Origin of the sequence: Flavonifractor porci (genome assembly GCF_037572415.1) — a bacterium.
GTDB lineage: Bacteria > Bacillota > Clostridia > Oscillospirales > Oscillospiraceae > Flavonifractor > Flavonifractor porci.
The window spans coordinates 1-13,852 of sequence record NZ_JBBHLB010000011.1 but is presented as its reverse complement, the minus strand read 5'-3'; the positions used below and the strand labels follow the sequence as shown (position 1 = coordinate 13,852).

Sequence of the window (13,852 nt, the reverse complement as noted above, 5' to 3'; positions counted from 1 at the left end):
CGGCAGGCGCCGTTATTCCTTGGTTTCGCCGTCACCGGCGGCAGGGACATCAGCGGCAGAGGCGTCAACCTGGGGGGCGGCCTCCAGAGCGGGGGCCTCCTCCACTGCGGCAGTCTCCTGCACGGACTCCTCCTCAGCGGGAACGACCTGCTCCGGCTTTTTGCCGAAAACAGGCTCCTCGCCGGGATAGCAGGTGGGGCCGTCCTCGCTGTAGCGGTAGGGATCATAGGCACGGCCGCGGGCATACTGACGCAGACCCACACGGCTGTACTCCTTCACGACGCCGGGAATCTTCTCCTCGTCCTCGTGCTTCTTCTCGGCCTTTTTCTTCTTGCCCTTATTGAGCTTCTCTTCCTCGATGCGGCGGGCGCGCTCCTCGGCCTTGCGGCGGCGCTCCTCCTTCTCCTCTTCCTTCTCCTGCAGCTCACGCTCGGCCTGCCTGCGGGCGGCCTCCTCGTAGTCCTTCTTCAGGATGCGGCTGCACAAAAACTCCTGGATCATGCTCAGCAGGTTGTTGGCGATCCAGTACATACACAGGGCGGCGGGCAGCGTAAAGCCGATCCACAGGGAGATCAGGGGGGAGATGATGAGCATGGTCTTGGCGGTACCGTTGTTGGCCGCCTGAGCGCTCTGCTTGTTGATGGCGTTGGTCTTCATGGAGATAAAGGAGAAGAACACGCCGGACACAGCGGAGATCACGGGCAGCAGGAACAGACCCAGACCACCGGTAATGGTCCAGAACTGCAGCTGAGGGATCTGGGACAGGTCCACCAGACCAAACAGGCTGAAGTTGATGGAAAACACGTTGGCGCCCACACCACCGGCGGCGGTCACCGCCTGCTGCACGGCAGCCAGGTTGTTCTCATTGATAAGGGAAGCCAGATACAGCTGGTTATAAGCGCTGTTGGTAAAGGTGTCGGCGGCTTCCTTGATCCAGCCCATGTTTACGGCCTGGGTGCTCCAGTCCACAGCCTGGGCAATGGCGTTGAGGGAATTGGCGTCGTTGATGCCCATCATATAGTGGATGGGCTCACGGATGATGGGATAGAGGATCATCAGAATGATCAGAGGAATAAAGGACCACAGGCAGCCGCCCATGGGGTTGACCTTCTCCTTCTCATACAGCTTCTGGACCTCCAGATTATAGCGCTGCCGGTCCTTGCCGTACTGCTTCTGCAGCTTCTGCATCTGGCCCTGCAGGATGTTCATCTGGATCATGCTGCGCTTTCCCTTCAGAGAGAGGGGGAAGAGCACCACTTTGACCACCAGGGCAAAGAAGATCAGAGCCAGTCCATAGCTGCCGCAGAAGCTGTAAAAAGCCTTCAGCAGCCATGCAAAGGGGGAGAGGATAATTTCCATTTGTGCGCCTCCAAGTTACATTGTCTTGCCGTTACGGCACGGGGTCGTACTCGATGGATTCCTGCTTATGGAAGGGCTGACATTTCAGAATACGGCGAATGGCCAAAAAGCCCCCCTTAAGCGCACCGTATTTCTCCACCGCCTCCAGCGCATACTGGGAGCAGGTAGGGATAAAACGGCAGCAGGGGGGACGGGCAGGAGAGATATGCTTGCGGTAGAACCGGATGAGCCAGAGCAGAAGGCGCTTCAACTCAGGACTCCTCCTTTCGGAGCAGACCCAGCTTGTCCGCCAGAGAGAGGAGACTGCGCTCCACCTCCCGATACCGGCTGTGGCCGGCCCTCACCCGGGCCACCACCACCAGGTCATACCCCGGCAGAAAGCGGTCCTCATGGATGCGGTAGGCCTCCTTGATGCGGCGGCGGGTGCGGTTGCGGATCACCGCCTTGCCCACCTTCACCCCCACGGTGATGCCCAGACGGCTGCGGGGGGAGTTGTTCTTCCTGCAATAGAGCGCAAGACAGGGATTGACCGCTCTTTTGCCCTTGCTGTAAAGGCGGCGGAACACATGATTTTGCTTAAGGGATACGGTGTGCTCCACGGCGGTCCTCCTTTCCCGGTCCAAACTTCCGTATGCTGCGCAGGGGCGGTGGGAAAAGCTCCCCCGCCCCTATGAAATGCCCTATTCCATTTGCGGACCCATCAGTGGGTCAGACGGGCGCGGCCCTTCGCGCGGCGGCGAGCCAGGACCTTGCGGCCGTTGGCGGTACGCATACGCTTACGGAACCCGTGCTCCTTGGAGCGCTGGCGCTTCTTGGGCTGATAGGTACGAACCATGTTGGGACACCTCCTGTACAAAAATCAAGCGGGTTGCCCCGCCCACCACAACAGCCTTTCGGCTGCGGTCGTCAAACAAAACTGCTTTACACCATAGCAGTTTACATGATGCACATGGTATTATAGCCTATTTCAAAATGGGCTGTCAACCACTAATTTGGTTTCTTTTTTGGTTTTTTTCCGGGTCCACGGGAGAAATACCATATCTTGTGGCCCCTGTTGAGCGCACCCCCACGCATAAGCCCTTCTGCCCCATTCTTTTTGAGGCTCTGGATAGGGGCGGCTGTTCTGGCCACCGTCAGACTGTGTGGAAACTTGTGTGGAAAAGTAGTTTCTTTTTATAATTGTATCGTTGCTTTCCACAGGGTGATTTGCTATAATAATGTCTACTGAATAAACTGCAAATCAGTTTATTTGCGCGGCAGCAGCCGCGCAATTCCATAAAACGGCTCAGGGAGGCCGTTTTATGGAATTCAGACATTGTTACAATGCGTATTTTCATTGGAACGTCCTGCGTTCCAATGAAAGGTGCAAGGATTTTGGGAACTATTGTCCAAAATTCTTGCACTAGAACAAAGCCGAAAACCTTGAAAACCAAGGATTTCGGCTTTGTTCCGTACGCATTATAATGGTATGCGTTAAATTATCTGTACTCCCGCCGCTGGCGGCAGCATCCACGACCCAGGTCTTGAAAGCCCAGGCTTTCAAGGTCTTGTTTTGCTGCGCCCACAGCGGCCATCTATTCTACAAAAGAGGTGGTCTTTCCGTGAATCTACCGGCCGATCTCTGGGCCAAGGTCCTCTCTCTGATGGAGGGGGAGATGACAGCCACCGCCATCAACACCTGGTTTGACGACGCCACCCCCGTGGCGCTGGAGTCCAACCGGTTCGTGCTCCACACCCCCACCAACTTCAAGCGGGATATCATCAACTCCCGCTACATCCCCAACATCCAGAAGGCCCTGCATGAGCTGTTCTCCTCCGACTTTGAGGTGGTGGTGCTGGGGGAGGGGGAGCTGGAGGGCTACGGCAAGAAGAAGGTGGACGACGTATTCCTCCCGGGCACCGAGGAATACACCTTCGAGCGCTTTGTGGTGGGCGCCTCCAACAAGTTTGCCCATGCCGCCGCCCTGGCGGTGGCCGAGCAGCCCGCCCAGACCTACAACCCCCTGTTCATCTACGGCGAGTCCGGCCTGGGCAAGACCCACCTGCTCTACGCCATCGCCCACAAGATCCATCAGGCCCACCCCGATTACCGCATCGTTTATATCAAGGGTGACTCCTTTACCAACGAGCTGATCCAGGCCATCCGGGAGGGCCGCAACCCGGAGTTCCGGGAAAAGTACCGCTCCGCCGACGTGTTCCTCATGGACGACGTGCAGTTCATTGCCGGCCGTGAGTCCACCCAGGAGGAAATGTTCCACACCTTCAACACCCTGTACGAGGCCAAACGCCAGATCGTGTTCACCGCTGACCGCCCCCCAAAAGAGATGCTGCGGCTGGACGACCGGCTGCGTACCCGGTTCGAGTGGGGCCTGCCCGTGGACATCCAGCCCCCCGACTACGAAACCCGCGTGGCCATCATCAAAACCAAGGCCATCCGCCGGGGCATGAACCTGCCCGATCCCGTCCTCCAATATATCGCCGAGAACATCACCTCCAATGTGCGGCAGATCGAGGGCACCGTCAACAAGATCCTGGCCTTCCAGGAGCTGATGGGGGAGAGCGTGGACGTGGACACCGTCACCCGGGCCGTCCGGGATATGTTCAAGGACAAGGCGGAGTTCCTCCCCTCGCCGGAGATCATCATCGACGAGGTCAGCAAGTTCTACAACATCGACGAGGAGGCCCTCCGGGGCCAGGGCCGCACCAAGGACACCGCGCTGGCCCGGCAGATCGCCATGTACCAGATCCGCCGCATGACCAACCTGTCTCTGAAGGAGATCGGCAAGGAATTTGACAACCGGGACCACACCACCGTCATGCACTCCATTGACCGCATCGAGAAATTGACCAAGCAGAGCCCCGAAATTGCAGAAGTTATCAAGGACATCAACGCCAACATCAACGCCCGGTATGAATAAGCCTGAATTGCCTATGAATACTCCTGCATAAATATGAATGAAACTGGATTTCGACTGGTAATTCGGTTTCCAGACCGCTTTCCACATTTCCACCCTCTTTCGGGGAGATGTGGAAAAGGGAATGTGGAAAACTTTTTTGCTCTTTTTCCCCTGTGGAAACCCCCTCTTTTTTGTCCACACCCCCTGTGGACGAGCCAAACCATGGGCCTCAAGGAGTTTCGCCACTTTTCCACAATGTTTTCCCCTACGACTTACTATTACGAACTATATCCCTCCTCTCTCCGGAGGAGCGCGAGAGATCCCGGGGAGCCCCTTCTCTCCCCACGAAACGGAGGACCGAACAAATATGAAATTTTCCTGCGAAAAAGCACTGCTGCAATCCGCCATCTCCACCGCCTCCCGTGCCGTTTCCCCCAAGAGCTCCATTCCTGCTCTGGAAGGCATCCTGCTGGAGGCCGGACAGGAGCTGCGGCTCACCGGCTACAATCTGGACACCGGCATCCGCACCATTGTCCCTGCCGACATCAGCGAGACCGGCACCCTGGTGCTGGCCGCCCGGCTCTTCGGCGAGATCATTCGGAAGCTGCCTGACGACATCGTCACCTTCCAGACCGACAACTATATGGTCCACATCACCTGTGGACCCAGCGAGTTCAACATTCTGGGCACCGATCCCGAGGAATTCCCCGAGCTGCCCACGGTGGAATATCAGAACTCCCTCACCCTGTCCCAGTCCAAGCTGAAAGCCATGATCTCCCAGACCATTTTCGCCGTCAGCGACAACGAGAGCCGCCCGGTCCACACCGGCTCCCTCTTTGAGGCCGACGAAAACGGCCTCACCGTGGTGTCGGTGGACGGCTTCCGGCTGGCCCTCCGCCACGAGGCCATTGACAAAAAGGACGGCGCCCCGGAATTCTCCTTTGTTGTCCCCGGTTCCGCCCTGTCCGAGGTGGAAAAAATCTGCACCGACTGCGACGAGCCGGTGTCGGTGACTCAGGGCGCCCGGCACGTCATGTTCAAGGCCGGCTCCACCATGCTGGTGACCCGCCGGCTGGAGGGTGAGTTTTTGGCCTACCGCCAGGCCATCCCCCGCAGCAACGACATCTGCCTGGAGGGCGAGACCCGGGCGCTGCTCTCCTCCATCGAGCGCGTCTCCCTCATCATCACCGAGAAGCTGAAATGTCCCCTGCGGTGCGTGTTTGAGGACGGTTTGATGAAGATTTCCACCAAAACCGCCATCGGCGACGCCTATGACCAGTGCCCCGTCACCGGCGACGGCAAGGGTCTGGAGATCGGCTTCAACAACAAGTACCTAATGGATGCCCTGAAAGCCGCCCCCGCGGACAAGGTGCGGCTGGAGCTGTCCACCAGCGTGTCCCCCTGCGTCATCCTGCCCACCGAGGGGGAGGAAAATTTCCTGTATATGGTACTGCCCGTCCGCCTGAAGGCCGGGGAATAAATTGGGCACAGAGGTTCTGAAAGAAAGGAAAAACACCTTGGAACTGCATCCTTACCTGCACAAGGTTCAATTTTATGAGACCGACGGCATGAGCATCGTCCACCATGGAAATTATATCCTTTGGATGGAGGAGGCCCGTACCGACTTTATGGACCAGATCGGCTGGAGCTACCACCATGCGGTGGATGCGGGCATCGACTTTGCCGTCACCGACGTCAGCTGTAAGTACCGCTCCATGACCCGGTTCGGGGAGACGGTAGCCATCCATATGGCGGTGGAGTCCCTGTCTCCCGCCAAAATGCAGCTGTCCTACAGGATGGTCAACGCCGACACCGGGGAGCTGCGGGCGGAGGGCGCCTCCGGCCACTTCTTCTATGACCGGGCCAAGGCCCGGCCGGTGGCCCTGAAAAAGGCCCTGCCTGAACTGTGGGAACTGCTGCGATCCCTGCACGAAGAAGGGAGAAATTCGGAAGTATGAAGACCATTCAGTCCAAAATCACAACGGAATTTATCAAATTGGAATCCCTGCTGAAATTTGAGGGTCTGGTGGAGACCGGCGGGGAGGCCAAGGAGCGCATTCAGGACGGAGAGGTCCAGGTCAACGGCGAGGTGTGCACCATGCGGGGCAAGAAGCTGCGCCCCGGCGACGTGGTCACCCTGGACGACCTGCGCGTGGAAGTTTTATGATCGTAAAGTCGGTCTGCCTGGACTTTTTTCGCAATTATCTCCACTTTGAGGGCAGCTTTTCTCCCAACGTCAATGTGATTTGGGGGGAGAATGCCCAGGGCAAGACCAACCTGCTGGAGGGCATCGCCTACCTGTCCACCGCCTCCTCCCACCGGGCCCGGTACGACCGGGAGCTGATCCAGATGGGGGTGGACCACGCCTTTGTAAAGGCGGAGGTCTTTTCCCGGGGGCGGGACTTCACCCTGGAGGCCAAGCTGGGCCGGGGAGTGCGGCGGCAGCTCTTTTCCAACGGCGTGAAATTAAAAACCGCCGGGGAGCTGGCGGGGGTGCTCAACACGGTGCTGTTCTGCCCGGAGGATCTGTGGCTCATCCGGGAGGGGGCCGCGGTGCGCCGCCGGTTTCTGGACGACTGCATCTGCCAGCTGCGGCCCAGATATGCCGAGGCGCTGGCGGAATACCGGCGTCTTTACGAACATAAGACCCGGATTTTGCGGGACTGGGAGGAGCATCCCTCGCTGCTGGACACCCTGGACGAGTTCAATCTGCGCATGGCTCAGACCGGGGCCATGCTCATCCACTACCGGGCCTACTTCATCAAGCGGCTCCAGGAGGTGACGCCCCCCATCCATCGGGATTTCTCCGGGGGACGGGAGGAGCTGGGGCTGGGCTACCAGACGGTAAGCACCATTGAAGATCCCCTGGCCCCCACCCGCACCCTGCTGGAGCAGCTGCTGAAACATCAGGATTCCCACCGGAAGGCGGAGCTGGAGGCCCGGCAGTGCCTGTCGGGGCCCCATAAGGACGACTTGATCGTGGAACTGGACGGGGTGAGCGCCAAAACCTTCGCCTCCCAGGGCCAGACCAGGACGGCGGCATTGTCCCTCAAGCTGGCTTCCCGGGAAATTTTCTTCCAGGAGACAGGGGAGTGGCCGGTGCTGCTGCTGGACGACGTACTGTCCGAGCTGGACCATAAACGGCAGGAATTTGTCCTCAAACGCATCAACGGGGGCCAGGTGTTCATCACCTGCTGCGAGGAAATGAGCCTGGACCGATTGGGAGAAGGGCGGACCTTCCATATTCACAATGGAACTTTGGTGTGATGAACACCTGGTTCGGCGCTTGCGCCGTACAAGCATTTGTCCGAAGGACAAATCTTGCCGCAGGGGCAATTCATTTGCCCCGAGGATGTGAAAATATGGGGTCCCCACAAAAGGCGGGCCTTTTGTGGGGGTTTATCACTTGTTGTGAAGAAATGAGCCTGGACCGGCTGGGGGAGGGCAAGACCTTCCACATTCACAACGGCGTACTGGTGGGATGACAAACCGGCCCATGATACAGATCAGATTCAGGAGAACACTATGATACTTTTGATCCTTGCCCTGGTCCCCCTGGTGGGGGGCTTCCTGCTGGAATTTCTGGTGTGCCAGTTCACCCGGAAGGGAAGCAGGCTGTGGAAGCTGATCCCACCGGCGGCTGCCGTTCTGGTAACGGCCGCCATTGTGGTCCACCGGCTCAACCTGTGGGAGGCGGATACCTCCCCGGTGACCCAGCTGCTCTTCATTCCCGGCCTGCCCGCCCTGGGCTTTTTTGTAGGGCTCTTTCTGGGCTGGAAGCTGTACCGCTGGCTGTGGCGGCCCAAAATCGTCCGGGACAAGAAGGAGGGCAAGTAGATGTATCTGCACATCGGTCAGAGCGTGGTGGTACCCTTTGGAGATGTGGTGGGCCTCTTCGATCTGGACAACACCTCCTCCTCCCACCTGACCCGGTCTTTTCTGGAGCGGGCCGAGAAGGAGGGGCGGCTGGTCAACGTGTCCGACGATCTGCCCCGCTCTTTTGTGCTGTGCGCCCGGCGGGAGGGGCTGCCGGTGGTCTACCTGTGCCAGCTCTCCGCCGCCACCCTGCTGCGCCGGGCGGAGAACAACAGTTTTGAATAAAAAATTGAGGGTATGGCCGCTCTCACAGAGCCATACCCAACCTATGGTGAATCTAGCGGAGGTTATTATGTCTGACGAGTTAGAATTGGAACTGAACACCACCCAGGTGGAGCATGAATACGGCGGCTCCGAGATCCAGGTGCTGGAGGGTCTGGAGGCCGTCCGCAAGCGCCCCGGTATGTATATCGGCTCCACCAGCGAGTCCGGCCTGCATCACCTGGTGTACGAGATCGTGGACAACTCCATCGACGAAGCCCTGGCGGGCTACTGTGATGAGATCACCGTCTCCATCGGAGAGGGCGACATCATCACGGTAGTGGACAACGGCCGCGGTATCCCCGTGGACATCCAGCCCCAGACCGGCCTGCCCGCCCTGGAGGTGGTGTTCACCATCCTCCACGCCGGCGGCAAGTTCGGCGGCGGCGGCTACAAGGTGTCCGGCGGCCTCCACGGCGTGGGCGCCAGCGTGGTCAACGCCCTGTCCGAGTGGCTGGAGGTCCGGGTCCACAAGGAGGGCAAGATCTACGAGATGAAGTTCTCCCGGGGCAAGGTGACCCAGCCCATGCAGGTGGTGGGCGACACCGACCGCCACGGCACCGAGGTGGTGTTCAAACCTGATCCCGAGATGTTTGAGGTCACCGAGTACAACTACGAGACCCTCCACACCCGGATGCGGGAGGAGGCCTTCCTCAACGCCGGCCTGAAGATCCACACCATCGACAACCGCCCCGGCAGGGAGCAGAGCGACACCATGCACTACGCCGGCGGCATCCGGGAGTTCGTGTCCTACATCAACCGCTCCAAGGACCCCATCCACCCCGACGTGATCTATGTGGCGGGGCAGAGAGAGGACTCCATGGCGGAGGTGGCCTTCCAGTACAACGACGGCTACAACGAGACCATCGTCTCCTTCGCCAACAACGTCCACACCCCCGAGGGCGGTATGCATGAGGAGGGCTTTAAGCGGGCCCTCACCACTGTGCTCAACAACTACGGCAAAAAAATGAAGATCCTCAAGGACGAGGACAAGGTGTCCGGCGAGGACTGCCGTGAGGGCATCGCCTGCGTCATCTCCGTCAAGCTTACCGAGGCCCAGTTTGAGGGCCAGACCAAGGCCAAGCTGGGCAACGCCTCCATCCGTACTCTGGTGAACAACATCGTCACCGAGAAGCTGTCCGAGTACCTGGAGGAGAACCCCGCCGTGGGCAAGGCCATTCTGGAGAAAGCCCTCATGGCCAACCGGGCCCGTGAGGCCGCCCGCAAGGCCAGAGAGTCCATCCGCCGCAAGACCGCCCTGGGCGGCGCCGCCATGCCCGACAAGCTGCGGGACTGCAACGAGGTCAACCCTGAGCTCACCGAGCTGTACATCGTGGAGGGCGACTCCGCAGGCGGCTCGGCCACCCAGGGCCGGGACAGCCGGTTCCAGGCCATCCTCCCCCTGTGGGGCAAGATGCTCAACGTGGAGAAGGCCCGGGCCGACAAGGTGTACGGCAACGACAAGCTGACCCCCGTTATCACCGCCCTGGGCGCCGGCATCGGGGACGACTTCGACCTGGAGAAGCTGCGCTACCACAAGATCATCATCATGGCCGATGCCGACGTGGACGGCTCCCACATCCGCACCCTGCTGCTGACCTTCTTCTTCCGCTTTATGCGGCCCCTCATCGAGCACGGCTACGTCTATGCCGCCGTGCCTCCGCTGTACAAGCTGACCCGGGGCAAGACCACCCGGGTGGCCTTCTCCGACGAGGAGCGGGACCAGGTGTCCGCCGAGCTGCGGGGCGACAACCCCAACGCCAAGGTGGATATCTCCCGGTATAAGGGCCTGGGCGAGATGAACCCCCATGAGCTGTGGGAGACCACCATGGACCCGGAGCGGCGCACCCTCAAGCGCATCGAGCTGGACGACGCCGTTTTGGCCGACCAGACCTTCACCGTCCTCATGGGCGAGAAGGTGGAGCCCCGGAAGGAGTTCATCGAGCGCAACGCCAAGTACGCGGTGAATTTGGACTATTAAGGGATTGTATTCCATATTACCTTCCCCCCACAGGGGGGAAGGTGGCCCGCAGGGCCGGATGAGGGGGCCCACGATGGAAAGAACCCCTCATCAGTCAGCCTGCGGCTGACAGCTTCCCCCCACAGGGGGGAAGCTTGTACGGAACAGATTCCCTATCATGAAGATTGAGAGGCAACAGCATGAGCAAAAAGCCACAGTACGATCCGGAGGAGATCCGGTACCCGGACCAGACCATCGTTACCGCGCCCCTGGTGCATGAGATGGAACAGTCCTATATCGAGTACGCCATGAGCGTCATCAAGGGCCGCGCCCTGCCCGACGTGCGGGACGGCCTGAAGCCCGTCCACCGGCGCATCCTGTACGCCCTGTATGAGGACAACCTGACCGCTGACAAGCCCTTTAAGAAATCCGCCACCTGCGTGGGCGATGTGCTGGGCCGCTACCACCCCCACGGCGACCAGTCCGTATACGACGCCCTGGTCCGTCTGGCCCAGGATTTCTCCATGCGCTATCCCCTGGTGGACGGCCACGGCAACTTCGGTTCCATCGATGGCGACCCCCCGGCCGCCTACCGTTACACCGAGGCCCGGATGTCCAAGATCTCCGACGAGATGCTCCGGGACATTGAGAAGGACACGGTAAACTGGGACCCCAACTTTGACGAGTCCCGCAAGGAGCCCCGTGTGCTCCCTTCCCGGTTCCCCAACCTGCTGGTCAACGGCTCCGCGGGTATCGCCGTGGGTATGGCCACCAACATCCCGCCCCATAACCTGCGGGAGGTCATCAACGCCGCCATCTGCGTGCTGGACAATCCGGAGGCCACCCTGGCCGACCTGATGGAGCACGTGAAGGGCCCCGATTTCCCCACCAAGGGTATCATCATGGGCCGCTCCGGCATCCGTGCCGCCTACGCCACCGGCCGTGGCCGGGTGTGCGTCCGGGCTCGCACCGAGTTTGAGGAGTTCGGCCAGAACCGTACCCGCATCATCGTCACCGAGATCCCCTACCAGGTCAACAAGCGCCAGCTCATCAAGAACATGGCCGACCAGGTGGAGGACAAGCGTCTGGAGGGCATCTCCGACATCCGGGACGAGTCCGACCGCAACGGTATGCGGGTAGTCATTGAGCTCAAGCGGGACGCCAACCCCCAGGTGGTGCTCAACCGCCTGTTTGCCCAGACCCAGCTGCAAACCACCTTCGCCATCAATATGCTGGCCCTGGTGGACGACCAGTCCCAGCCCAGAATCCTGTCCCTGCGGCACATCCTGGACGAGTACATCGCCTTCCAGGAGGAGATCATCGTCCGCCGCACCAAGTACGACCTGAAGAAGGCCCAGGAGCGGGCCCACCTGCTGGAGGGTCTGCTCATTGCTCAGGACAACATCGACGAGGTCATCCGCATCATCCGCTCCAGTTACGACAACGCCAGGGAGAACCTGATGAACCGGTTCGGCCTGGACGATGTGCAGGCCCAGGCCATCCTGGATATGCGCCTGAAAGCCCTCCAGGGCCTGGACCGGGAGAAGCTGGAGGCCGAGTACAAGGAGCTGGAGGAGCGCATTGCCTACTTCAACGAGCTGCTCTCCAGCGAGGAGAAGATCCGGGGCGTGCTGAAGGACGAGCTCACTGCCATCCGGGACAAGTACGGCGACGACCGCGTCACCGAGATCCAGGATGTGGAGGACGAGATCGACATCGAGGACCTCATCGAGGAGGAGGAGTGCGTGTTTACCCTCACCGCCGGGGGCTACATCAAGCGCACCCCCGCCTCTACCTACCGGGCCCAGCGCCGGGGCGGCAAGGGCATCACTGCCATGGCCACCAAGGAGGAGGACTATGTGGATACGGTGTTTACCGCCTCCACCCACGACTATATCCTCTTCTTCACCAATAAGGGCCGGGTCCACCGGAAGAAGGGCTACCAAATCCCCGAGGCGGGCCGCACCGCCAAGGGCACCAACCTGGTGAACGTGCTGCCCATCGAGCAGGACGAGAAGGTCACCGCCATGATCCACCTCAGGGAGTTCCCCGAGGACCGGTATCTGGTGATGGTCACCCGGACCGGTACCGTGAAGCGCATCCAGCTCTCCTCGATCCACACCGCCCGCAAGGCGGGTATCCGGGCCATCACCCTGGAGGAGGGAGACGAGCTTATCACCGTCCGGGAGACCGACGGGGAGCAGGCCATCCTCATTGTCACCCACGATGGTATGGCCATCTGCTTCAAGGAGACCGACGTGCGCTGCATGGGCCGCGATGCCTGCGGCGTCCGGGGCATCAGCCTGCGGGAGGGCGACTTCGTGGTAGGCGCCGCCCGGGCCAAGTACGACCATCAGGTGCTGATGATCACCGAGAACGGCTACGGCAAGCGCACCGAGATGGACGAGTATATCCGGGCCGATGGTCCCCAGAAGCGAGGCGGCTACGGCCTGAAGGGCTACAACGTCACTGAAAAGACCGGCCCCGTGGTGGGGGTCAAGGTGGTCAACGACAACGACGACGTGCTGGTCATCAACGATGCCGGCGTCATCATCCGTATGGCGGTGTCCGGCATCTCCACCTACGGCCGCACCGCCCAGGGCGTTAAGATCATGAACCTGGAGGAGGGCGTAAAGGTCATCTCCTTCGCCCGTACCGACCACGAGGAAGAAGAGGAGGACACCGGCGCCACCGAAGGGGAGGAATAAGCCATGTCCAGAAAAAGGGTCACTTACCGTCCCAGTAAGCCCGGCTCGGTGGCGGGGGGCGTGGTGGGCTGCGTCTTTGTGCTCATCGGCCTGTTTGTCGTCATTCCCCAGTTTGCCATGGTGGGGGGCTTTGGCCTCATCTTCGGCATCTTTTGGACCATCCTTGCCGCTGTCATCGCCGGTACCAACTTCTATTCTGCCTTCGGCAAGAAGTATATCGGCCCCGAGATCCACATCGAGGAGGAGGGGGCGTCGGTGGACGACCCCAAGGGCACCCCGGAGCAGCGGCTGGAGCAGCTCCAGTCCCTCTATGACCGGCGGCTCATCACCAAAGAGGAATATGAGCAGAAGCGGCAGGAGATTTTGAAGGAGCTGTAAGAGTTATATACCGCTTAACCTTCCCCCCCGAGGGGGGAAGGTGGCCCGCAGGGCCGGATGAGGGGATGCACGAGAGAAGGTCCCCCTCATCAGTCTCGCTGCGCTCGCCAGCTTCCCCCCAGTGGGGGGAAGCTCTGTACCGCTTAACCTTCCCCCCTGAGGGGGGGGAAGGTGGCCCGCAGGGCCGGATGAGGGGATGCACGAGAGAAGGTCCCCCTCATCAGTCTCGCTGCGCTCGCCAGCTTCCCCCCAGTGGGGGGAAGCTCTGTACCGCTTAACCTTCCCCCCTGAGGGGGGGGAAGGTGGCCCGCAGGGCCGGATGAGGGGATGCACGAGAGAAGGTCCCCCTCATCAGTCTCGCTGCGCTCGCCAGCTTCCCCCCAGTGGGGGGGAAGCTTTGTACCGCTTAACCT

General features: G+C 60.4%; 15 protein-coding genes. 11 read left to right on the top strand and 4 right to left on the bottom strand.

The genetic code is table 11. The features are described from left to right. Positions 1-12: 12 nt before the first annotated feature. The 4 genes from WHJ28_RS10685 to rpmH all read right to left on the bottom strand — a co-directional run bounded on the left by WHJ28_RS10685 (position 13) and on the right by rpmH (position 2,194). Entirely contained in the window at positions 13-1,359 is a 1,347-nt protein-coding gene (locus WHJ28_RS10685; RefSeq protein WP_340042109.1) for a YidC/Oxa1 family membrane protein insertase, read from the bottom strand. Between the two features lie 31 nt (positions 1,360-1,390). Then, entirely contained in the window at positions 1,391-1,609 is a 219-nt protein-coding gene (gene yidD / locus WHJ28_RS10680) for a membrane protein insertion efficiency factor YidD (protein WP_206407218.1), read from the bottom strand. 1 nt (position 1,610) lies between these two features. Continuing rightward, entirely contained in the window at positions 1,611-1,958 is a 348-nt protein-coding gene (gene rnpA, locus WHJ28_RS10675; protein ID WP_340042108.1) for a ribonuclease P protein component, read from the bottom strand. Positions 1,959-2,059: 101 nt separating this feature from the next. Further along, complete coding sequence (rpmH, locus tag WHJ28_RS10670; RefSeq protein ID WP_006570963.1) at positions 2,060-2,194, bottom strand: 50S ribosomal protein L34; 135 nt, start codon at positions 2,192-2,194, stop codon at positions 2,060-2,062. A gap of 766 nt (positions 2,195-2,960) precedes the next feature. On the opposite strand from rpmH, the gene dnaA reads away from it, so the two are divergent. The 11 genes from dnaA (at position 2,961) to WHJ28_RS10615 (ending at position 13,439) form a co-directional block, all read left to right on the top strand. Continuing rightward, a complete protein-coding gene (dnaA, locus tag WHJ28_RS10665) occupies positions 2,961-4,277 on the top strand; it encodes a chromosomal replication initiator protein DnaA (RefSeq protein WP_087389994.1) in 1,317 nt (438 codons plus the stop codon). Positions 4,278-4,623: 346 nt separating this feature from the next. Further along, positions 4,624-5,736, top strand: a complete 1,113-nt coding sequence (gene dnaN, locus WHJ28_RS10660; RefSeq protein WP_340042107.1) for a DNA polymerase III subunit beta — start codon at positions 4,624-4,626, stop codon at positions 5,734-5,736. Positions 5,737-5,773: 37 nt separating this feature from the next. Continuing rightward, positions 5,774-6,214, top strand: coding sequence for an acyl-CoA thioesterase (locus tag WHJ28_RS10655; RefSeq protein WP_340042106.1), 441 nt, complete (start codon positions 5,774-5,776; stop codon positions 6,212-6,214). Then, positions 6,211-6,423 carry an RNA-binding S4 domain-containing protein gene (locus WHJ28_RS10650; RefSeq protein ID WP_087187244.1) on the top strand — a complete coding sequence of 71 codons (213 nt, stop codon included), beginning with the start codon at positions 6,211-6,213 and terminating at the stop codon, positions 6,421-6,423. Before WHJ28_RS10655 ends, WHJ28_RS10650 begins: the two co-directional genes overlap by 4 nt. Beyond that, the gene (gene recF, locus WHJ28_RS10645) at positions 6,420-7,523 is read left to right on the top strand and encodes a DNA replication/repair protein RecF (protein WP_340042105.1); all 1,104 of its coding nucleotides are present in this window, start codon (positions 6,420-6,422) and stop codon (positions 7,521-7,523) included. The genes WHJ28_RS10650 and recF overlap by 4 nt, the downstream gene beginning before the upstream one ends. Before the next feature lie 95 nt (positions 7,524-7,618). After that, a complete protein-coding gene (locus WHJ28_RS10640) occupies positions 7,619-7,741 on the top strand; it encodes a hypothetical protein (RefSeq protein WP_340042104.1) in 123 nt (40 codons plus the stop codon). 40 nt (positions 7,742-7,781) lie between these two features. Then, a complete protein-coding gene (locus WHJ28_RS10635) occupies positions 7,782-8,093 on the top strand; it encodes a Tat pathway signal protein (RefSeq protein ID WP_340042103.1) in 312 nt (103 codons plus the stop codon). Further along, positions 8,094-8,357: an extracellular matrix regulator RemB gene (remB, locus tag WHJ28_RS10630; RefSeq protein WP_340042102.1), complete on the top strand. Its 264-nt coding sequence runs from the start codon at positions 8,094-8,096 to the stop codon at positions 8,355-8,357. It abuts the gene before it with no gap. Positions 8,358-8,424: 67 nt separating this feature from the next. Next, entirely contained in the window at positions 8,425-10,374 is a 1,950-nt protein-coding gene (gene gyrB, locus WHJ28_RS10625; protein WP_340042101.1) for a DNA topoisomerase (ATP-hydrolyzing) subunit B, read from the top strand. Positions 10,375-10,553: 179 nt separating this feature from the next. After that, positions 10,554-13,061, top strand: coding sequence for a DNA gyrase subunit A (gyrA, locus tag WHJ28_RS10620; RefSeq protein ID WP_340042100.1), 2,508 nt, complete (start codon positions 10,554-10,556; stop codon positions 13,059-13,061). A gap of 3 nt (positions 13,062-13,064) precedes the next feature. Beyond that, a complete protein-coding gene (locus tag WHJ28_RS10615; protein WP_340042099.1) occupies positions 13,065-13,439 on the top strand; it encodes an SHOCT domain-containing protein in 375 nt (124 codons plus the stop codon). The last annotated feature ends 413 nt before the right edge of the window (positions 13,440-13,852 follow it).